Origin of the sequence: Paraglaciecola sp. (genome assembly GCF_039942875.1) — a bacterium.
Classification (GTDB): Bacteria; Pseudomonadota; Gammaproteobacteria; order Enterobacterales; family Alteromonadaceae; genus Paraglaciecola.
In genome coordinates this window covers 221,495-241,671 of sequence record NZ_JBDVBQ010000044.1, presented here as the reverse complement: position 1 = coordinate 241,671, position 20,177 = coordinate 221,495, and the positions used below count along the sequence as shown (strand labels likewise).

At 39.1% G+C, this 20,177-nt stretch carries 20 protein-coding genes and 1 pseudogene; 15 read left to right on the top strand and 6 right to left on the bottom strand.

Annotated features, from left to right (window positions below):
* Positions 1-630 (bottom strand): annotated as a pseudogene (locus tag ABJE44_RS15415) (hypothetical protein); the annotation flags it as partial.
* A 412-nt stretch (positions 631-1,042) separates the two neighbouring features.
* On the opposite strand from ABJE44_RS15415, the gene ABJE44_RS15410 reads away from it, so the two are divergent.
* A complete protein-coding gene (locus tag ABJE44_RS15410) occupies positions 1,043-1,597 on the top strand; it encodes a GNAT family acetyltransferase (RefSeq protein WP_348111357.1) in 555 nt (184 codons plus the stop codon).
* A gap of 68 nt (positions 1,598-1,665) precedes the next feature.
* Here ABJE44_RS15410 and ABJE44_RS15405 read toward each other — a convergent pair whose 3' ends face one another.
* On the bottom strand, positions 1,666-2,955 hold the full coding sequence (locus ABJE44_RS15405) for an aminotransferase class I/II-fold pyridoxal phosphate-dependent enzyme (RefSeq protein WP_348111358.1): 1,290 nt from the start codon (positions 2,953-2,955) through the stop codon (positions 1,666-1,668).
* 197 nt (positions 2,956-3,152) lie between these two features.
* On the opposite strand from ABJE44_RS15405, the gene ABJE44_RS15400 reads away from it, so the two are divergent.
* The gene (locus ABJE44_RS15400; RefSeq protein ID WP_348111359.1) at positions 3,153-3,782 is read left to right on the top strand and encodes a sulfotransferase; all 630 of its coding nucleotides are present in this window, start codon (positions 3,153-3,155) and stop codon (positions 3,780-3,782) included.
* 1 nt (position 3,783) lies between these two features.
* Here the strand turns inward: ABJE44_RS15400 and ABJE44_RS15395 are convergent, their stop codons facing one another.
* Positions 3,784-4,470 carry a DTW domain-containing protein gene (locus ABJE44_RS15395; RefSeq protein WP_348111360.1) on the bottom strand — a complete coding sequence of 229 codons (687 nt, stop codon included), beginning with the start codon at positions 4,468-4,470 and terminating at the stop codon, positions 3,784-3,786.
* A gap of 71 nt (positions 4,471-4,541) precedes the next feature.
* Between ABJE44_RS15395 and ABJE44_RS15390 the strand changes: the two genes are divergently transcribed.
* The 8 genes from ABJE44_RS15390 to ABJE44_RS15355 all read left to right on the top strand — a co-directional run bounded on the left by ABJE44_RS15390 (position 4,542) and on the right by ABJE44_RS15355 (position 10,618).
* Positions 4,542-5,111 (top strand): GNAT family protein, encoded by a 570-nt coding sequence (locus tag ABJE44_RS15390; RefSeq protein ID WP_348111361.1) that lies wholly within the window; start codon positions 4,542-4,544, stop codon positions 5,109-5,111.
* A gap of 69 nt (positions 5,112-5,180) precedes the next feature.
* Positions 5,181-5,588 carry a DUF2750 domain-containing protein gene (locus tag ABJE44_RS15385; protein WP_348111362.1) on the top strand — a complete coding sequence of 136 codons (408 nt, stop codon included), beginning with the start codon at positions 5,181-5,183 and terminating at the stop codon, positions 5,586-5,588.
* A gap of 12 nt (positions 5,589-5,600) precedes the next feature.
* Positions 5,601-6,131, top strand: coding sequence for a hypothetical protein (locus ABJE44_RS15380; RefSeq protein ID WP_348111363.1), 531 nt, complete (start codon positions 5,601-5,603; stop codon positions 6,129-6,131).
* A 9-nt stretch (positions 6,132-6,140) separates the two neighbouring features.
* Positions 6,141-7,781 (top strand): SufS family cysteine desulfurase, encoded by a 1,641-nt coding sequence (locus tag ABJE44_RS15375; protein ID WP_348111364.1) that lies wholly within the window; start codon positions 6,141-6,143, stop codon positions 7,779-7,781.
* 26 nt (positions 7,782-7,807) lie between these two features.
* A complete protein-coding gene (locus ABJE44_RS15370; protein ID WP_348111365.1) occupies positions 7,808-8,308 on the top strand; it encodes a thioredoxin family protein in 501 nt (166 codons plus the stop codon).
* Between the two features lie 28 nt (positions 8,309-8,336).
* Positions 8,337-9,350: a purine nucleoside permease gene (locus tag ABJE44_RS15365; protein ID WP_348111488.1), complete on the top strand. Its 1,014-nt coding sequence runs from the start codon at positions 8,337-8,339 to the stop codon at positions 9,348-9,350.
* A 115-nt stretch (positions 9,351-9,465) separates the two neighbouring features.
* Positions 9,466-10,278 (top strand): alpha/beta hydrolase-fold protein, encoded by an 813-nt coding sequence (locus ABJE44_RS15360; protein ID WP_348111366.1) that lies wholly within the window; start codon positions 9,466-9,468, stop codon positions 10,276-10,278.
* 91 nt (positions 10,279-10,369) lie between these two features.
* Positions 10,370-10,618 (top strand): DUF3297 family protein, encoded by a 249-nt coding sequence (locus ABJE44_RS15355; protein ID WP_348120821.1) that lies wholly within the window; start codon positions 10,370-10,372, stop codon positions 10,616-10,618.
* Positions 10,619-10,669: 51 nt separating this feature from the next.
* Here the strand turns inward: ABJE44_RS15355 and ABJE44_RS15350 are convergent, their stop codons facing one another.
* Positions 10,670-11,917 (bottom strand): glycosyltransferase, encoded by a 1,248-nt coding sequence (locus tag ABJE44_RS15350; protein WP_348111368.1) that lies wholly within the window; start codon positions 11,915-11,917, stop codon positions 10,670-10,672.
* A gap of 472 nt (positions 11,918-12,389) precedes the next feature.
* Between ABJE44_RS15350 and ABJE44_RS15345 the strand changes: the two genes are divergently transcribed.
* The 4 genes from ABJE44_RS15345 to ABJE44_RS15330 all read left to right on the top strand — a co-directional run bounded on the left by ABJE44_RS15345 (position 12,390) and on the right by ABJE44_RS15330 (position 18,678).
* Positions 12,390-13,643 (top strand): DEAD/DEAH box helicase, encoded by a 1,254-nt coding sequence (locus tag ABJE44_RS15345; protein ID WP_348111369.1) that lies wholly within the window; start codon positions 12,390-12,392, stop codon positions 13,641-13,643.
* Positions 13,644-13,745: 102 nt separating this feature from the next.
* A complete protein-coding gene (locus ABJE44_RS15340) occupies positions 13,746-14,162 on the top strand; it encodes a hypothetical protein (protein ID WP_348111370.1) in 417 nt (138 codons plus the stop codon).
* Positions 14,163-14,373: 211 nt separating this feature from the next.
* Positions 14,374-15,498: an efflux RND transporter periplasmic adaptor subunit gene (locus ABJE44_RS15335; RefSeq protein WP_348111371.1), complete on the top strand. Its 1,125-nt coding sequence runs from the start codon at positions 14,374-14,376 to the stop codon at positions 15,496-15,498.
* Between the two features lie 12 nt (positions 15,499-15,510).
* Positions 15,511-18,678, top strand: coding sequence for a multidrug efflux RND transporter permease subunit (locus ABJE44_RS15330; RefSeq protein WP_348111372.1), 3,168 nt, complete (start codon positions 15,511-15,513; stop codon positions 18,676-18,678).
* A gap of 260 nt (positions 18,679-18,938) precedes the next feature.
* Here the strand turns inward: ABJE44_RS15330 and ABJE44_RS15325 are convergent, their stop codons facing one another.
* Positions 18,939-19,307 carry a glutathione S-transferase N-terminal domain-containing protein gene (locus ABJE44_RS15325; RefSeq protein WP_348111373.1) on the bottom strand — a complete coding sequence of 123 codons (369 nt, stop codon included), beginning with the start codon at positions 19,305-19,307 and terminating at the stop codon, positions 18,939-18,941.
* A 128-nt stretch (positions 19,308-19,435) separates the two neighbouring features.
* On the opposite strand from ABJE44_RS15325, the gene ABJE44_RS15320 reads away from it, so the two are divergent.
* Positions 19,436-19,648, top strand: a complete 213-nt coding sequence (locus ABJE44_RS15320; protein WP_348111374.1) for an RNA-binding S4 domain-containing protein — start codon at positions 19,436-19,438, stop codon at positions 19,646-19,648.
* Positions 19,649-19,705: 57 nt separating this feature from the next.
* Here the strand turns inward: ABJE44_RS15320 and yiaA are convergent, their stop codons facing one another.
* Positions 19,706-20,149, bottom strand: coding sequence for an inner membrane protein YiaA (gene yiaA / locus ABJE44_RS15315; protein ID WP_348111375.1), 444 nt, complete (start codon positions 20,147-20,149; stop codon positions 19,706-19,708).
* Positions 20,150-20,177 lie beyond the last annotated feature (28 nt).

The window sequence follows — 20,177 nt, the reverse complement described above, 5'->3', positions numbered from 1 at the left end:
ACCAGCACTACTGCGGAATACCGGTGTAACCGGGATAAGGTATGTACTCGCTACGCCACCACCGACTTCATCTGCAAAGTAATCGAGGTCACATTGAACACAATGGTTATAGTACTGGGCTTCAACCTGAGGTTGCGCCGCGGCTTCGCAGGCTACTTGGGTGTCGGTGATGTTTATAAGGCCCGTATCTTCGTCATAAAGCTGCCAATAGCTATCCCCATAAAACACATCTAAGTTTTCTATAAAACTGCCAGTAAGGTCGTAAAGTACACCATCATCAAACCATTTCCCCCCTTCATCAGCGGTTGCTTCAATAGTATCTGGACAAAAGTCTCCTAATTCTGTTCTATCAGCTGGAAAGCCCGAAACAGTGATGGAGTAACAACTGGTTTCAGTTCCGTTTGATAAAGTACAATCAACCGTTTCAACGGAAACTAGAGAGTCTGATGCAAATAAAGACGTGTCTACCGATAAAATACTGTCATCACTGGTCTCAGCATCGTCATCTGAGTCATCTATTACATCTTCTATAACATCATCAACAGTATTATTTGTGCCATCACTGCACCCAGTCAAAGCTAGGGATATGGCTGATGCTAGAAATCCTGCGTAAATCGGAAGTTTATTCATTAGGTCTATCTCAACGGTTTGTAAGAATTTGTTACTTAATATTATCAATACTATTAAGCATAATTGTGCAAAAACTATGAAAGTGAATTAGCCTATTAATAAGCGACTGTTAGTTTATGAGCATCTTACTTAATTTGGTTAGAGTAGAGATGTAATAAAAGTGAATTGCGATACTGCAGGGCTATCACAATCACTATTTTAGATATTAGTAAGTATTCTTTGCCACTATAAATGAGGGCTTATGTCTGTCATGTTAGTTGCTAAATTGAGATTGGGTTATTCAGGTAAAAGCTTGAATATACAATATATAAAAGACGTTATATAACTAAGGTAAAACATGCAAGTGAGGTTCAAAATATCTCACCGGTACGTAATAATAAAGTTACTGTGGATCTTAGATAATGGACGTACCATGAATATAGAATTAAAGGTTGCTACCTTAGAGCATATAGATGAGATATTAGCGTTACATTTTCGGTATCAAGTCGATTCTATTAGTGCTGAAGATAAAAGTGACGGTTTTATTACCACTGCCTTCACTGTAGCGCACCTGACAAGTTTAATTAAAGATGAGTGTGGGCTGTTTATTGCCAGTGTAGATAACAAAATTATAGCTTATGCTATGGCAGCGTCTTGGCAATTTTGGAGTCAGTGGCCCATGTTTGCTTATATGATTGAGCACTTAGATGACTCAAAGTGTTTAGATGCAGGAGTTACCCAAGATAACTCTTATCAATATGGTCCTGTTTGTGTAGATAAAGCCGTAAGAGGTCAAGGCGTGTTTGAGCTTATTTTTGAGTTTGCCCGTGCAGAAATGGCTAAACGTTACCCTATATTGGTAACCTTTATTAACAAGATAAACCCCCGCTCTTACGAAGCTCATACTAGAAAAACTTCATTGAAAGTTATCAAGGAGTTTGACTATAACAACAATAATTATTACAAACTGGCCTGTAAAACATCTTGATTATTTGTAATATAAAAACCACTTATCGTAAGAAGATGATAAGTGGTTTTTATTCGGCTTAGCTTAATCTACTGGACTGCATCTAAGGCCTGGCTCACGTCTGCAATGATATCGTCAATGTTTTCAATACCCACAGATATTCTCACTAAATCCTCACTCACACCTGCTGCCGCTAACTCTTCTGGGTTAAGTTGTCTGTGAGTAGTCGATGCAGGGTGGCAAGCTAAGGATTTTGCATCGCCTATGTTCACTAACCTTAAAATCATTTGTAAAGCATCGATAAATTGACCGCCAGCAACTTTACTATCAACCTTATCACTTGCTTTGATACCAAAGCTTAGTATTCCTGAGGCTTTACCTGAAGTGATTTTTTCACATGTAGCCTTGTATGGACTATCTACTAATGCGGCGTAATTTACCCAACTAACTTTGGGGTGATTATTTAAGTACTCAGCGAGTCTTTCTGCATTTTCGCAGTGCCTTTCCATTCGTAAACCTAAGGTTTCTAAGCCCGTAAGAATATTAAATGAATTGGTAGGGGAAATAGCGGCACCAGTGTTCCTAAGTGGCGCGACTCTGCAGCGACCAATATAAGCGGCTGGGCCTAATGCTTCGGTATAAACTACACCGTGATAAGACGGGTCTGGTTGGTTCAAGACTGGGAAACGCTCTTTATTTGCAACCCAATCAAATTTGCCTGAGTCGACAATTATACCGCCAATAGATGTACCGTGGCCGCCAATATATTTAGTTAAAGAATGCACTACAATTGCGGCGCCGTGTTCAATGGGGCGACATAAAAACGGTGTGGCAACGGTATTATCAACTATCAGTGGTACACCATGTTTTGCCCCAATTTCTGCCAATTTTTGTAAGTCGACTACGTTACCCGCAGGGTTACCTATAGATTCACAAAAGATAGCTTTGGTTTTTTCATCAATTGCCGCTTCAAAACCTGCAAAATCATCATGGGCTACCATGCGAGTTTCGATACCTTGATTAGGGAGGGCATGGGCAAACAAGTTATAGGTACCACCATATAATTGGCTGGTACTTACGATGTTATCTCCTACTGTACAAATACATTGAATCGCATAGGTAATAGCCGACATGCCAGAGGCCACAGCTAATCCAGCAATTCCTCCTTCCATTGCAGCTACTCGCTCTTCAAGCACGGCTGTTGTTGGGTTCATTATTCGTGTGTAGATGTTTCCCGGTACTTTCAAGTCAAATAGATCCGCACCGTGTTGAGTGTTGTCAAAGGTATAAGAGGTAGTTTGGTAAATGGGAACGGCGGCAGCTTTGGTCGTTTCTTCTGAGGTATAGCCATGATGTAATGCTAAAGATTCTAGTTTCATAAAAGGTAGCCTTCTGCGTTATTGTAAATAATGTGTTAATCAACCATAGCCTGTAATTGGCCATTGATTCAAATTATAGGCAGGTAAGTTGATGTGATTTATTGGAATAAGGTATGTGTGATTCTTGATATTTTATTAATTGTCTGTGTATTACACTTTCGCGCTATCAACAAAAAAGGTGTGTTGAATGAAGCTTGGTGAGTAAAATTTTTATCATTGGCCTGCCTCGAACTGGCACAACGAGTATTAGTGTCGCGTTGTTGGATTACTTTAAGGTGGCACATATTGGTTACACTAAACGCACCTTTGAATTGGCTGATGTGATTTCTGATTGCCCTTGTTTTTGCGATTATCAGCAGCTTGATGAGCAGTTTCCAAATTCGAAGTTCATATATTTACGGCGTAATTTGGATGCTTGGTTGCCGTCTATTATTATGCTCCTAAGTAAATTGATACCTACATTTCATAATCAAACGTATGTTAGCCCTATCTTAAAACGCTGTTTTGAACAGACATTTAAGCTGATAGACACCGTTACTGCTCCAAATTACACGGATTTGAAAGCTTGTTACCAGGAACACGAAAATGCCGTGCAAGAATATTTTAATGGCCGAGATAACCTGCTTAGCATCGATATAGCTGACAGCAATAGCATGTCGCAACTTTTAGACTTTCTAAATTTGCCTCATACTAAAAACCAAGTGTTCCCGCATTTAAATATGGGGAGGCGATTGGATCACTGGAAAGAAATTAAACATATCAATAAGATTCATTCCAACATATCTGGTAGGGAAGGCCGTAAGTACTTTGCTTTTGTAGGGACATGATTTATACGAACGTTAAATGGGGCTTACCTTTAATATACGCCCGTCTAAATATCTGAAAATAGTCATGTAATGCTTCAGCTGAAGCCTTGTCATCTGCTAACTTTAATACTTCTACAGCCACTTCTGCTGTACATAATTGGTGTTCATGGGCCGCTTCTCTCAATTGGTAAGAAGAGGCTTTTTCTGGTGCAATTCCTAGTACTGGGATGTCAGCTAAAGAAGGACTTTTAAACATCTTTTTCGCTTCTCTCCATGTGCCGTCAAGCATAATAAACATGGGGACTTTCTTTGCTTGATTCATCAATGCTTGTTGGGGGGTATCTATGCATCTTTCTGGCGTGGCATGTTGGTGAGGAAACACTAAAATGGGAGCGTATTTTGGGTTATCCAACAGCGCTAAAAACTGCGGATCTGGAGCGACTCTATCCCATTTAAAGGCATAGTTATCTGTTATGACATCAGCAATCACTCTACCGGTATTACTAGGCTTATAATATTCACTTTTGTACATCAATAAACAAAACGCTGCTTTACTTTCAATAGTCGGTCTTTGTGAACAGATACAGTTATCGACTGGGATCAGACATCTATCACAACGCGTAATTTTGTAGCCTCTGGCTCTAAAATCTTTAGTGGATAATGCTTGTTGTTGTTTACGTAAAATATCTACAGAATTAATATGCGGCAAAAATATCCCGTGAAAAAGTATGAGCTATTGTAATATCATCGCTTTTTTTGGTGATATAGAACAGTTAAAACATGAAATTTCAGGTGAACTCAAGCATTCAAATCACACATATTAGCCCCGAGCATGCTCAAGCGCTATTCAAACTAACTGATAGAAATCGAGAGCACTTAAAACAGTGGCTCGGTTGGATTGACCTGGTAAAAACCTATGAAGATACGGAAACCTTTATTGAAACCGCTATACATCAACATAATCATAACCAAGCCTCAACATTCGTTATTTTATATAACCAAGAATTGGTTGGGGTGGCGGGGTTTAATCAGTTGGACCACGTCAATCGCTGGGGCACAATAGGATATTGGTTATGTCAATCTTACATCGGAAGAGGAATTACCACTAAGGTTGTGAATCAATTATTAGATTACGGATTTAACGAACAACAACTACATAAAATTGAAATTCGCTGTGCAACACAAAACCATAAAAGTAAGGCCGTAATAGAGCGTTTAGGGTTAACCTTTGAGGCAACCTTACGTGAATGCGAATGGTTGTATGACAAATTTGTGGATCATGCCGTTTATTCTATCTTGCACAGTGAATTTAAAAATAACCCAAATGTCGTTGCAAATAGTCAAAACTAAACAAGACAGTTATGCTGCTTCCACGTTAAAATACCGCCAATATAAAGTAATTAAGAAAGGCTCTTAATAATGAGTGATTTACCAAAAGACGTATTCCAAGACTTAAGTAAAATGTCCCCTGAACAAAGGTTTGAGTATGCATTAGAAAAAATGTATGAGACGCAAAACCTGTGGGGACTTTATGGTGAAAATGGCTGGGTGATGCTAAGAGCCGATGAAGATGCGTGTTTTCCTGTTTGGCCCCACAAAGAGTTTGCTTTAGCCTGGAAGAAAGCCGATGACCCTGCGAGTGAACCCAAACAAATCGCTTTTCCAGAGTGGTTAGGTACTTGGTTACCTGGCATGAAAAAGAATAATACCTTAGTGCTGGTTTTTCCTCTTGCTGATGAAGAAGAAGGCATAATGTTAGACGCCCAAGAAATGCTGGATTGTATTGAGGAAGATTTAGGAACCTTATCCAAACCCGATACTGAATAAGTATTCGGCTTTATGATTGAAACAGGCTTGGGTGATATAAACGCTCATTTTAAGGTGTATATAGCCAACCGTCCTAATTTTGCAGATTTTCAGACTACCCCCAAATTAACCCCTTTGGGGGGCGGAGAATTAGATGCAATAGGTAAAGCTTGTGGCAATGGTTGGCGCAAAGTATTTAATGTTTACGCTAAGGTATTGTTCGCACTTAACTGTGAGGACTTAGTGTCTGTGCATAAGGCTACAACTTGGCAAGAGTTCAGAGATAAATATCTGCTGCAAGCAGGGTCAAATACCAGTCTGTTATTTACACCCCCTCAACTATTTAATGATGATATTCATATAGTCATGGGGAAAGCCTATGCTAAAAGCCTTGGGTTATCGCTAGAGTGGATTAATGATGACTTTGCGATTGTACCTAAGGCAAAGCTGATAGTTTGCCCATATTTTGATTATCGCCAATTATCTAATATTAAAATTGTGACTTTGGTCGAATTAATTCGACAGCAAAATGGCAATCATAATAAAACAACCAAACATCTATAGAAATTGAATATGTCACCTAATCCGTTCAGGCAGTACTTTCCCACTTTTACACGTTCAACGAATGCTAGTTGGGTTTATTTAGACAGCGCTGCAACAACTCAAAAATTACAAACCGTTATAGACATTACAGAGCAATACTATCAATCTTCTGTGAATGTGCATCGATCGAGTTATAAACAGGCATCAGAGACGACCCAAAAATTTGAAGAGGCTAGGGTAGTTTTACAAAACTTTATTCATGCTGCAGATAGTAAAGAAATTGTTTGGACGAAAGGCGCGACTGAAAGTATTAATTTATTGGCTGCCTGTATACCTCGAACGTCATTTAGAAAAGGGCAAAATATTGTTATATCTGCCCTAGAGCACCATGCGAACATAGTGCCTTGGCAAATACTGGCGCAACAAATGGGCTTACAAATTAAAGTGATGCCAATAACCGATAATGGTGTACTAGACATAAATAAAGGCTTAGAGATTATTGATCAAAATACTGCCTTGGTGGCTATAGGTCATGTATCGAATGCCCTTGGAAATATAAATCCTGTAAAACCAATTATCGCTAAGGCTCAAGCTGTAGGAGCATTAACCGTTGTTGATGGCACTCAAGCTATTAGTCACATCCAAGTCGATGTACAAGAATTAGGGTGTGACTTTTACGTGTTCAGTAGCCATAAAATGTTTGGGCCTACTGGGGTAGGCGTACTTTATGGCAAGCTAGCTTTATTGGAAATAATGCCGCCTTACCAAACAGGTGGAGAAATGATTAAAACAGTGAGCTTTGAAGGCACTGAGTTTCTTGGCTCGCCTCTTAAGTTTGAAGCAGGCACTCCTAATGTGGCGGGTGTATTAGGTTTTGCTGTCGCGACTTCATTTATTCAAGAACATAGAGATGGGATTGTAAAACAAGAAGCCCATTTAAAGTGTTACTTGCAACAGCGCTTATCTAAGATTGAAGGCTTAACTATTTGGGGCGATCATAATAATAAAATAGCGACATTTTCTTTCACTGTTAGTGGGGTGACTCACTATGATTTAGGAAGCTATTTAAATACACAGAATATATCTGTAAGAGTCGGTCACCACTGTGCCATGCCATTAATGGCTGCTCTTGGTATTAATGGCACGATACGTGTATCAATTCATTGTTATAACACTGAACAAGAATTAGATAAATTTATCAAGGCTTTAGTAGCAGGTATTGATTTGTTTACTAAAGGTGAGGCTGTTAAGTCAGTAGATACACAAATAGACACTCAAAGCGAGTTGGCTCAAGCTATTGCTGACGCTAAAAGTTGGGATGAGAAATTCCGACAAATAATGTTAGCCGGCAAAACCTTACCCCGCTTAACACAAGAGCAACATACTAAAGATTTAGAAGTGTTTGGCTGTGAAAGCCAAGTATGGGTGAGGTGTCTGCTAAATGATACAGTATTAAAGGTTCAAGGTGACTCCCCTAGTAAAATTGTAAGGGGATTACTGGCGATTATTTTTGAAGCCCTTGAAGGTAAAACCCCTGCCGCAGTTTTAACATTTGACCTAGATGGGCATTTACGTTCAATTGGCTTAGCTCGGTATTTGAGTGATTCTAGAGCTAATGGTATTAAAGCTGTAGTAAATAACATTTTTGATTTTTGTAAAGTACACTCGTAAAACTAGAAATAAAACCGGAGTACTAGATGTCAATTCGTTCATCAAAGCAATCGCAGCGGCGTTTATTACAAAAGGTTGGGATAGGCTTCGCCGTTGTTGTTGCATTATCTGTTGCAGGCTATTGGGGTAATAAAACAGTGCAGAGCTACCTTGGACAGTCTGCAATAGCGTCTACTGGCCTAAAGGTTATGTCATTGCCAGATGCTTTAGAGGTCGCAAAAAGCACTCAAAAATTGGTACTGGCTGATATGTCTGCTATTTGGTGCCCAACGTGTCGACGACTAGATAAAGAAATATTTAGCAGTGAAATAGTTAAAGCTCATATACAGCAGAGTTATGTATTTGCACGCATTGAATACGACACACCTGAAGGAGAAAGTTTTCGCGATACCTATGACGTAGAGGGGTTTCCTACACTGTTAGTGTTAGATGACAATGCCAATAAATTAGTGCAGTTGCCGCTAGTTTTTGAGCCTCAGGAATTTACTAATAATCTTCAAAAAGTATCTAAAGCGGTAAGTTATTAAGTGACATACAAAATGTGCAAAGGTAGAAATTTTGATTAAGCGTATAGTATTTATCGGTAGTGTTTTTATTTATGCATTTTATTGCAGTATTAGCCGAGCAGATGAAAAGCCTATAGACGTAAAGGTTTTTGTAGCAGCTATGTTTGAAGTTGGTGCTAATACGGGTGATAAACCTGGCGAATTTCAATATTGGTATCAAAAGTATTTTTTAGAGTCTCAAGTCATTGACGTTAGAGGTTCCCAGCGGCCTGTTTATTGTAATAAATCTGGGGTGTGCGGCGCTGTTTTAGGTATGGGAAAAGTCGCGTCATCGGCTTCAATGCAAGCTATATTGCTTAATTCCAACTTTAATTTTGATAAAACTTATTTTGTTCTAAGTGGTGTTGGGGGGACTCCTCCGAATAAAGGCACCATTGCTGATGTAACTTGGGGAAGTTGGCTAGTTGATTACGATCTAGGCCATCGCTGGGCACCAGAAGAAGGAGAAGTCGGTGCGCCGGTGTTCATGCCTCGTAAAGGCTATGAAAATATAAGACGTTATCAACTGAACCCCCAGTTAATTGCTTGGGTATATAAGCTAACGTCCGAGGTAAGGCTAAAAGATTCGAGTTCAGCGCAAGCATACCGAATGCGCTATTCACACCCTCAGGCTAGACGTTCACCTAAAGTATTGGTGGGTACCCATATGACAGGTGATACGTTTTTTCATGGACCTGGCTTGTCAAAAGAAGCTCAATATATAGCAGAGCTGTATGGCGCAGATGAGTATATTTCGACTGAGATGGAGGCTGCAGCGATAACACAGGTGATCAGCAGGTTACATGGCATTGAACGTATTTTAAGTTTACGAGGATCGGTTAATTTTGATCAAGGGCATAAAAACGAAAATACCTTAGAGCACCTTGACCCTGCACCCGGTGAAACCGCTGGAGGGTTTACAGAAACCTTAGAAAACATCGTTTTAGTAGGGAGTCAAGTAGTCGACCGAATAGTTAAAAATTGGGATGTTTGGCAAAATGGAATACATAATTTTAAAATGTAAAAAATGAGTAATCAAGTGGCTGACTCTAAGTAATACAACGTTGTAAGAAAATATTGCTAGCTGCGGTGGAAAAGCAACAGATGAGAGATTTTATAAGGGTTAATACGGAATGGTAATGGGACGGATTTTTCGAAATATAAAAAGGCTAATTACGCCATTGATCTATAGTTTGGTTCCTTCAAAAGGGGTTCCACCTAGAGGGGTGCACTTTGAGAAAATTACTTTTAACCTAAAAGGTGTAGAACGAACTGCCGGTTTATTTATTCCAGAAGGCTATTCCCCATCTAAGGAGTGGCCCTTAATTGTCTACTTACATGGTGGAGGCGAGAGATTTTGCGATGCTGATATTCGATTCGCTAATCATCAATTGATTCGGTTAGCGATTAATGAGTATAAGAAAGAATTTCCAGCTGTCGTTTTATTACCTTTGTGTTTAGGGGATAAAGTGTGGGCGCACATACCCGCCAAACCAATTCAAACCAATTGGAGGTTAAGTACCTTTGGCACAGAGTCAGCTCCTAATGTGTCAGATTACTTAACTGAGTCTATTCAATATGTGTTAAGCAATTACAATATTGACCAATCTAAGGTAAGCCTTACTGGCCATTCTATGGGTGGTGAAGGTGCTATGAGATATGGCGCACAACACTCTAATAAAATTTCAGCGATAGCTGCCTCGGCAGGGTCAGCAGTGATAGTCCCAAGTGATGCGCCAAAACTAGCTAAAATGAATATATGGATGTATCAAGGGTCAGACGACCATATTAGTACTAATGCTTTAGCGCGCCAAAATGTTAAAGCAATTCAAGATGCCGGTGGTAAAGTAATTTATAAAGAACTAGAAGACGTAGGGCATGAGGTCGGCGAAAACTTTTTTCTAGATCCAAACTTAATTGATTGGTTGGTCACACAGAGACTTCATTCCTAAGCTTGAGTTATAACAACAGTGTGTTTTAGTTACTTGAGCACGGTAGTTATTACGTCTACAATGACGTGATTTTCTACTTTAGGTAATAAACATGACAGATACTACGACTAGACCTGAAGTCCCGGATCGCCTTTCTAGTAACTCCCGAAGCCCTTTCTATAACGAAGATTTTTTTGAATATGAAATTGGTATTCTTTTGAATGGCAAAGAGCGTACTAATGTTGAAGAGTATTGTATTAGCGAAGGGTGGATTAAAATACCTTCTCCTAAAGCGTTAGACCGAAGGGGCCAACCTTTACTTATGACTCAAAAAGGTAAGGTAGAGGCTTTTTATAGCTAGGTTATTAATACTAAATTCATAGTCATGAGAATAAGCATTCAAAGAGAATGCTTATTTGTTTTTTTCTTCAATCCATTGAGACATATACTGAGTACTTTTCAAATGATGGTGTTGTAACATTTGACCAATGAAGTTTTTCTTTCTGTGTCCTCCTAAATCATTTAATGCCTCTTCTACTTTAGTCACAATTCTATCTTCTATGGTTGGTGTATCAAAATTTTGAGCTAATAATGAATAGCCTAATTCTTGACTCTTTTTCCATAGGGCTTGGTCTTGATAGAGCTTAACTGCGTCGTTCGCTAGTTGCTCAGCAGCATAATTTAAATCTGCACACTGTGTTAGGTCTGTAACTAAGCCTGGCCAGGCTTGCCCCATTTGCATGCCTTCTGTACCAATTTGTGTGGTGACATTTGGCGTGCCGCAAGTCATAGCTTCTGCTAACTTACCTTTTATACCCGCCCCAAAACGTAATGGCGCTAAACACACTCTAGCATGCTGCATTACTTTTTTTGCGTCGCTTGCCCAACCGTTAACCAAAAAACCTTGTTTGGGGTTATGTAATTGTGTGGCCTTTGGAGGAGGGTAGGCTCCATAAATATGTAATTCTGCTTGAGGTAACTGCTTACGAATTAATGGCCATATTTTTTGTTTTAACCATAATACTGCATCCCAATTAGGTTGGTGGCGAAAGTTGCCAATACTGATAAAGTGTTGGCGAACATTAAAAGTATCATCAGGTGTAGTTACGTTTGTTGCTTCTAACATAAAGGGGCTATGTATTAATAGGTGTTGCGGCACGCCATAATAATTTTTGAGTAATTCAAGTTCGTAATCAGAAATAATTAGGCTTAAGTCACATCTATATATTGCCGCAATTTCACGTTTTGCCATCTCACTATTAAGGTCTACTTTAGTTTGTTGTTTAAGAGCTTGGTGACGAGCGTTGCGCAGAGAGTGCAGGTCTTCTGTATCTAAAATTCTTAATGCAGTAGGGCAATGCTTCGCCACTCGCCAACCAAATTGCTCCTCTAACATAAAGCGGTCGAATAATACGATAGTTGGAGAAAGCTCCAGTAAAAATTCATCAAAGCTGCTGCAGTTAATTTTGATAGGAACTTGTTCAATTCCAAATTGGTTTAAATCAATTTTATGCTCACCCAATTGTGCAGGGCTTGCAAATGTCACCTGCCACCCTTGCTTTAAGAATAGTTTTAGTTGGCTTAATAAGTGGCTGCCTGCTGCGGATGAGTTGGGCTCTGGCCACACATAACCTAAAACTAATACACTTTGTTTGTTCATCTATTCACTACTTGTTGAGGTTTACTAAGATTACTGCCTAGATATCTAGAGCTGACTTTATCTTTGCTTTAAATGACTGAGTAAATAATATCTAGATATTGTAAAGGATATTACAATCATAGGTATAGCCGTATGTTAGTCTAGTACTAGTTACTAACGTAGCATGGAGTCAGGTTACTTGGTGTCAAATGTATCCCAAGGTAAAGTAACTGAAATTAAGCATATCAATGGTACCGTGCTAAGAAATGCTAAAAAGCTAGGTATTATTTGCCAAGTTAATGAAAAAATGTGTGCTCTAACTACTAATTTAAAAATAGATCTAGGGTACCAGAGCAACAGATACCACTTATTTCAGCTAGTATGCTTTTAAAACCTATCAGTTAACTCATTCTTTAAAGTTTTCATTAATAACTTAGGTTTTGATAAGTTATTGGTGTTAACTTGTTTTCGCTATATCTCCTAAGGAAACTTAATGTCATTCGTCGATTTAGGCTTATGTGATGTGTTATCAAAAACCGCAGAAAACTTAGGTTATTTCAGCCCGACTCAAGTTCAGCGCAAGTCAATACCTGTAGTGCTCAAGGGTGAAGATTTGGTAATGATATCTGAAACAGGCTCAGGTAAAACCGCTGCTTTTGCATGGCCCATTTTACAATTGATGTCAGCTAGCCAAGTGGTTATTCCTAAAAACATACGTTCTTTGGTGATTACGCCTACAAGGGAGTTAGCTGCACAGGTGACAAAAAGTTTTCAGGTTTATGGTTGTGATTTACATCTTAATATCACTGGCGTTTATGGGGGGATGCGAATTGAGCCTCAAATAGCGAAATTACGAGATGGTGCAGATGTGCTAGTTGCTACCCCAGGGCGTTTGCTAGATCTTTATAGTCAGCAAGCTGTGAATTTTCAGCAACTAGAAATCCTTGTCTTAGATGAAGCAGATCGTATGTTGGAGTTAGGGTTTATTGATGATATCCGCAAAATTCAGAAGCTATTACGTAAAAAGTATCAAACCCTAATGTTTTCTGCGACATTTTCTAAAGAAATGACTAGCCTAGCTACGGGTATACTTAATCAAGCTAACGTGATTGAAGTTAATAAGGTGAACAGCACTGTTAGTAATATTAGACAACTAGTACACCCAGTTGATAAAAGTAATAAGGTAAAATTGTTAAGTCATCTGTTAAGTAAACACCGATGGCGCCAGGTAATAGTGTTTATTAGCACTAAGCATGGCGCCGATTTACTGGTTCAAAAATTAGAAACATCAGGCGTTAATGCCGCCTCAATCCATGCTAACAGAAGTCAGCACGCGCGAGTTAAAGTGTTAAGTGACTTCATAAATGGCAAGCTATCCGTTCTGGTTGCTACCGATATAGCATCAAGGGGAATAGATATAAGTCAGTTACCTTGCGTAATTAATTTCGATTTACCATTTGTGGCTGAAGATTACGTACACCGAATTGGTCGGACTGGCAGGGCGGGGGCATCCGGTATGGCCATTACATTATTTAGCGAAGAAGAATCTAAGCAGCTATTGTCTATTGAAAAATTGATAGGCCAAAGACTGCAACGAGAACGTGTATCCGGTTTTGCACCAGCTAAGAAAAAAACGAAGACAACACAAAAAGAAAGTGACAATGATCTATATGGTAACTTTGAGGCTGATAGCAAACCTTTTAAGGGGCGAAATAATAAAACTTCTAATCGAAATCGCCGAAAGTAAATCAATCTAATCTTTAATAATTTTTTATTTTGACGAAAGGTTTTTAGATACTATCTGGTCTGTAATATTTCACTGTTTATTTAAATTTTAGAAAGGAATAGCATGCAGGCGATCAGTTTATTATTACTTAGGGTTTCCACTGGTTTGTATTTAATTTTTTGGGGTACAGTTAAACTAGCTGCAACAGATAAGGCTAATGCTGTCTCTGACAAATATTACAATGGTTTATTAAGTGGTGATTTAATCAATATTGGTTTGGGTTCTTTGCAAGTAATAATAGGTGCTTTAGTAGTTGTTGGTTTGTTTAGGCGTGTTTCTTATTATGGTCAACTTGTGTGGTATGTTATGGGATTATTACCCATTTTACCCTATATAATCGACCCGTTTGGGAAGTACATCGCTGACTCAGCCAAATTGACTTTCTTTCCATCTACAACATTATTATTTGCTTCATTAGTATTAATTGCCTTCAAGGAATATGATTCCTACTCTGTAGATGCAAAACGTAAGGAACAATAGCTACAAAAACTAGTTTGTTGATAGATTAACTAGTATCAGTGCTGCATCTATGTAATTTTAATACTTGTTTCTAGGCTTTTAATTTTCAATCCCACTAAGGCCTTTCCAAAGGTAAAACTTTTAGTGCCTTACATATTATTGAACTTTCTGTTTCATTAATATGTAAGACAAAAAGGGTATTTTTTTTAAACACACACATACAGGGTCAGTTATGCCTATTCGAAATTTTAGGTCTTTTTATGCGTTTGCGGCCATTACCGCGAGTTTGTTTTTTGTTGCTTGCAATAAAGATGAACCACCAAAACAAGCTCGTCCTTTAACAGAGGTCGATGTTAGCACGCCCATAAGTGCGGTCGTTGATATTTGGGATGATTATACCGGGCGGTTTGAAGCTGTTAATTATGTAGAAATTCGAGCTCGTGTCAGTGGTTATCTAGATCAAATAAAATTTGAAGACGGACAGCAAGTTAAAGCGGGTGATGTGTTATTTATTATTGATCAGAGACCGTTTAAAATTAATTTACAAAGCGCCCAATCAAATTTAGATATTGCTGAAAAAGAATACAAGCGTGGCTTGGAGTTACAAAGTAACAACTCTATTTCTCAAGAAGAGTCAGACCGCCGGGTATCTGAGTATCAATTAGCAAAAGCCGCTTTTGATAACGCAAAATTAGACTTAGAATTTACAGAAGTTAAATCTCCAATTGATGGGGTAGTTTCTAGAGATTTGGTTAATAAAGGTAACTTGGTAACTGGTGGCGCTTCTGGTGCGACACTTCTTACTACTGTAGTTTCGGTTGACCCGATTCATTTCTACTTTGAGGCCGGTGAACGAGATCTACTTAAATACTTACGTCTTGCTCAATCTGATAATAGAAAAAGCTCTCGAGTATATCCAAATGAGGTCAAAGTCCGTTTACAAGATGAAGATAGCTTTAGTCATTTTGGCGTGATGGATTTTGTCGATAATAAAGTTGATGACAGTACTGGAACCATTCAAGGACGAGCTATTTTTGATAATAAAGACGGGTTTATATTACCAGGGCTTTTTGGTCGTATTAGCTTAATTGAAACAAAAAATGCAAACGTAATTTTAGTGCCCGACGCTATTATTGGTACAGATCAATCCCGTAAGTATGTAACGGTAATTGATGGCGATAATAAGGTAGGGCGAAAATATGTAACCCTAGGGAAGTTACACACTCAAGAGCTAAGGATCATCAAATCAGGTATCACTTCGCAAGATAAATTAATCGTTAACGGTTTCGCACGTACTCGCCCCGGAGCCACTGTTTCTCCTAATGTTGTCGATATCAGTAAACAGTTTGACTTGTAATTAGGGGTACCCATGAATTTTACTCAATACTTTATTTCCCGACCCAAGTTTGCCTCTGTACTTGCCATAATGGTGATGATAATAGGCAGCATTGCATATTTAGGACTGCCCATAGAGCAGTATCCACAAGTTGCTCCTCCAACTATTCAAGTTACGGCATCTTACCCAGGTGCAAACGCAGAAATTGCTGCAAAAACTGTTGCTACACCCATTGAACAACAAATCAATGGTGTTGAAGATATGCTTTATTTATCGTCACAGTCTACGGCAGATGGCACAGTAACCATTACTGTTACCTTTAAATTAGGGACTGACCTCGATAAAGCGCAGGTACAAGTACAGAACCGAGTGGCGATTGCAGAGCCGAGGCTGCCTGAGCCTGTTAAACGCATAGGAATAACCACAGCTAAAAACTCTCCAGATTTAATGCTGGTAGTGAATATGTACTCGCCCAATAGCACTTACGACCAAACCTATATAGCAAACTATGTTGCGCTACAAATTCAAGATAGGATTTCGCGGGTAGAGGGAGTAGGAAATCTACGGATTTTTGGAGCCAGTCAATATTCTATGCGAGTGTGGTTAGATCCCGATCGTATCGCCTCAATAGGTATGACGGCTGCTGAAGTTGTTGCACAGTTACAAAGTCAAAATATACAGGTATCTAGTGGTACTTTGAATCAATCTCCTGTTTCACAGGGGCAAACAGCATTTGAACTGGCTGTGCAAACCCAAGGTCGATTACAAGAGCCTGAAGAGTTTGAGAATGTCATCATTAAAAATTCGGATGGCAAAATTGTAAGGCTTAGAGACGTAGGTCGCGTTGAGTTAGGTGCTGAAAGTTATACAACTCGTGGGTACCTAGGTGACAAAAAGGCCATAGCTATCCCCATATTCCAGCGACCAGGTACCAATGCATTGGAAACAGCTGACACCATAAAAAGCATAATGGAAGAGCTTGAACAGGACTTTCCACCAGACTTAGCTTACAAAATTGCTTATAACCCAACAGAGTTTATTAGCCAATCAATAGACGCGGTTAAAATGACCATATACGAAGCCATTGCTTTAGTGGTTTTAGTGGTCATAGTGTTTTTACAAAGTTGGCGCGCTGCGATTATACCCGTTGTTGCTATTCCGGTCTCATTAATTGGCACGTTTGCGATTATGAGTGCTCTGGGTTTTTCTCTCAATAATTTAACCCTTTTCGGATTAGTGTTGGCCATAGGCATAGTAGTAGATGATGCGATTGTTGTGGTTGAAAATATGGAACGTTTGCTTGCAGATGGTAAGGGGCCAATAGAGGCGGCCAGAGAAACCATGAAAGAGGTAGGCGGCGCAGTTGTGGCCATTGGTGTGGTTCTGGTTGCGGTATTTTTGCCAACAGCATTTATTGGTGGGATATCGGGGCAATTTTATAGCCAGTTCGGTATTACGATTGCCATAGCCACCATGATTTCGGTGTCAGTATCTCTTATTCTTAGCCCCGCTATGTCTGCGGTATTGCTCAAAGCCCATAAAAAAGACACTGAAAAAACAAGTAAGCGAGGTATTACAACAATCCTTGCAGATGGCTTTAACGGTTTTATGGATAAGCTTTCACAGGGTTACGGATTTATCACAGGTAAACTTATTCGCTTGATACCTTTAGTGGTTGTGGTTTATGTAGGTTTAATGGTCTTGGCTGGGTATTTGTTTTCATCTGTTCCTAAAGGGTTTATTCCGCAACAGGATCAAGGTTATGTGATTGTTAGCATTCAGCTACCTTCGGGGGCTTCTTTAGGGCGTACCGATGAAGTAGTTCAAGAGGCGATAGACCGTTTACTTAGTGTTGAGGGTATTCGGACGTCAGTTGCCTTTGCTGGGTTTTCAGGGGCGACTTTTACCAGTGCATCTAATTCTGCTGCAATATTTACGCAGATGTTATATTTCGAAGATAGGGCCAAGCAAGGCCTAACCTTTGAAAAAATCTATGCTGACGTTCAGGCTCAAATGGCACAAATTAAAGAAGCCTTTATTGTGGTGATACCGCCCCCTTCGGTTCGGGGGATTGGTAACGGTGGTGGCTTTAAAATGATGATTGAAGACAGAGTAGGGCACGGTTTACCGTTTTTAGAACAATCAATGTGGCAACTTGCTGGGGCGGCTAACCAAGCACCAGCAACGACCCAAGTATTCAGTCTATTTGAAACCAATACTCCACAGCTATATGCAAATATTGATAGAGAAAGGGTAGAGCGTTTAGGTGTACCGGTTTCTGAAGTGTTCTCTGCCCTTGAGGTATATTTAGGCAGTGCTTTTGTTAATGACTTTAGTTACTTAGGAAGAACCTTCAGAGTGACGGCTCAGGCAGATTCTCAATATAGAATGACGCCTGAAGATATAGGACGAATTCGGGTCCGCAATGAAGATGGGTTGATGGTGCCTTTAAGTTCAGTGGCAACGTTTGAATATCGCTCGGGCCCTTCAAGGGTGCCAAGATATAATCTATATCCAGCTGCAGATTTATTAGGTAATACAGCACCAGGCTACAGCTCAGGTGAAGCGATAGCCACTATGGAAAAGCTTGCTGCAGAGATATTACCACCGGGTATTGACTTTGAATGGACAGAGCTTGCCTATCAGCAACAACAAGCCGGTAATACTGCAATCATTGCCTTTATTCTAGCGGTGGTGTTTGTGTTTTTATTATTGGTGGCATTATACGAAAGCTGGACGCTGCCTTTATCTGTCATCTTAATCGTGCCTATGTGTTTGCTTAGTGCTATCACAGGGGTGTGGTTGTTAGATATGGATAATAATATTTTGACTCAAGTGGGGTTAATCGTTTTAGTAGGCTTAGCCAGTAAAAACGCTATTCTCATTGTAGAGTTTGCCCGTCATCTTGAACAACAGGGTGTACCTATGTACAAAGCTGTGGTTGACGCTGGAAAGTTAAGACTACGCCCAATATTAATGACATCATTTGCATTTATCTTAGGGGTGGTACCTTTAGCTATCGCAACAGGTGCGGGGGCAGAAATGCGCCAAGCGCTGGGGGTAACAGTCTTTAGTGGTATGTTAGGGGTAACCTTATTTGGTTTGCTATTTACGCCGGTGTTTTACATTTTATGTCGACGAATATCTCTGTTTGTCAAAGGACAAAAACTTGATGAGCAGGGAAGAGCTCCAATAAATTAACGTGTCATATTGCTCTTTGTAATGATCAAAAAAGCCACATGAAGCTTCTATGTTTTATTTGGCTTTTTTTATAAATTGAAATTGAGAGGAGTAGTAGACTTAGTATTATAAAATAAATAATTTCAGAGTTTTAAGCGGTATCTGATTGTTTTAAACAATAAGGGAGCTGGAGTTTTTTAAATGGGGAAGTACTCTTTTAATATAAAAAAAACAGCGACTTTTGTCGCTGCTTTTGAATCTCATTTACATTACCTAGAATTTTAAGAAAAACGTTTTTCCAAGTATTTTATAATTTCAGATGATTCATATAACCATTCAACTTTTCCACCATCTTCAATGCGCAAACAAGGGGTTTGTATTTTCCCACCTTCTGCTAATAGCTGCTCTCTATAGGGCGATTTCGAAGCATTTCGTCGAATTATAGGTAAATTAAGTTTGTGCATCACTCTTCTGGTTTTAATGCAAAATGGACATGCAAAAAATTGGTAAAGAGATAGGCCTTGAATCTCATGGGTTATTTTTTTTTGAGCTTCAGGTGTGCGTGTTTTTTTGGGGCCTCTTGTGATTAAATCAATGACAGCAATAATACTGCCTAGTAGGTTGCGAATAAGCTTAATTAACAGTTTCATTTATGTTGCTCTGTGGATCAAATATAATGGTATTAAGAAGAGTATATATTCTATAGAAAATACCTAAATACTGTAATTGTTATTGGCGATAGAGTAAATTTATTTAAACAATTAGAAATGACAATCCAATGAAGATTATTGAAATTAACGATGAACCTATAGCTTTATATCAATTACTTAAGTTTGAGGCTTTGGTTTCTAGTGGTGGCGAAGCTAAAGGGGTGATTGATGACGGTAAAGTTATAGTAAATGGCGTAGTAGAAACTAGGCGACGTAAGAAAATCATGACCGGTGATATTGTGCACTTTGGTAATGAAAGTTTTACAGTGAAATTGATTTAAGCAGGGTTTCTGAAAAAGCGAAAGAGGACTTTAAAGTCCTCTTTTTATGGGAACTTATCATTGTGAAACTTGCTTTTCCTGTAAAATATCTGGGGTGTTATTTATTTCAGGTGCGAAGGCTTGTTTATCTCGAACATTCTTTTGAACAGTAATAGCAGCGAATAAACTCAATACGTAGGCCATGGCGTAAAAGCCTTTTTCGCTCAGTAATAAATCGGCATTAATTAAACCGATTATGAGTAGCCCAACTGATATACCAGCCGATGCCCAAGAAAGGCTGTAATAGGTTTTTGAGGTACTGATCCCTTCTGCTTTATCTCTAATTGTTTTCTGCAATGACACCATAGAAAACAACCCGTATAAAATAATAGCCAAGTAATAGCCTTTTTCATTTAGGGCCATTTCTGCGTTTAATAGTCCTAATCCATAGGCTGCCCCACCGATAATTAAAGCAACGATAGAGGCTAGAGTGTAAGACTTAGTTGGTGCTTGAATTTTCATGAATATTTCCTTTATTAGTAATCAGTAG

Coding starts and splice junctions, on each gene's coding strand:
- ABJE44_RS15370 (WP_348111365.1), top strand. CDS start 7,808: ATGTCAATTCGTTCATCAAAGCAATCGCAGCGGCGTTTATTACAAAAG.
- ABJE44_RS15345 (WP_348111369.1), top strand. CDS start 12,390: ATGTCATTCGTCGATTTAGGCTTATGTGATGTGTTATCAAAAACCGCA.
- ABJE44_RS15405 (WP_348111358.1), bottom strand. CDS start 2,955: ATGAAACTAGAATCTTTAGCATTACATCATGGCTATACCTCAGAAGAA.
- ABJE44_RS15320 (WP_348111374.1), top strand. CDS start 19,436: ATGAAGATTATTGAAATTAACGATGAACCTATAGCTTTATATCAATTA.
- ABJE44_RS15380 (WP_348111363.1), top strand. CDS start 5,601: ATGATTGAAACAGGCTTGGGTGATATAAACGCTCATTTTAAGGTGTAT.
- ABJE44_RS15360 (WP_348111366.1), top strand. CDS start 9,466: ATGGGACGGATTTTTCGAAATATAAAAAGGCTAATTACGCCATTGATC.
- ABJE44_RS15375 (WP_348111364.1), top strand. CDS start 6,141: ATGTCACCTAATCCGTTCAGGCAGTACTTTCCCACTTTTACACGTTCA.
- ABJE44_RS15410 (WP_348111357.1), top strand. CDS start 1,043: ATGAATATAGAATTAAAGGTTGCTACCTTAGAGCATATAGATGAGATA.
- ABJE44_RS15330 (WP_348111372.1), top strand. CDS start 15,511: ATGAATTTTACTCAATACTTTATTTCCCGACCCAAGTTTGCCTCTGTA.
- ABJE44_RS15350 (WP_348111368.1), bottom strand. CDS start 11,917: ATGAACAAACAAAGTGTATTAGTTTTAGGTTATGTGTGGCCAGAGCCC.
- ABJE44_RS15340 (WP_348111370.1), top strand. CDS start 13,746: ATGCAGGCGATCAGTTTATTATTACTTAGGGTTTCCACTGGTTTGTAT.
- ABJE44_RS15390 (WP_348111361.1), top strand. CDS start 4,542: ATGAAATTTCAGGTGAACTCAAGCATTCAAATCACACATATTAGCCCC.
- ABJE44_RS15335 (WP_348111371.1), top strand. CDS start 14,374: ATGCCTATTCGAAATTTTAGGTCTTTTTATGCGTTTGCGGCCATTACC.
- ABJE44_RS15355 (WP_348120821.1), top strand. CDS start 10,370: ATGACAGATACTACGACTAGACCTGAAGTCCCGGATCGCCTTTCTAGT.
- ABJE44_RS15385 (WP_348111362.1), top strand. CDS start 5,181: ATGAGTGATTTACCAAAAGACGTATTCCAAGACTTAAGTAAAATGTCC.
- ABJE44_RS15325 (WP_348111373.1), bottom strand. CDS start 19,307: ATGAAACTGTTAATTAAGCTTATTCGCAACCTACTAGGCAGTATTATT.
- yiaA (WP_348111375.1), bottom strand. CDS start 20,149: ATGAAAATTCAAGCACCAACTAAGTCTTACACTCTAGCCTCTATCGTT.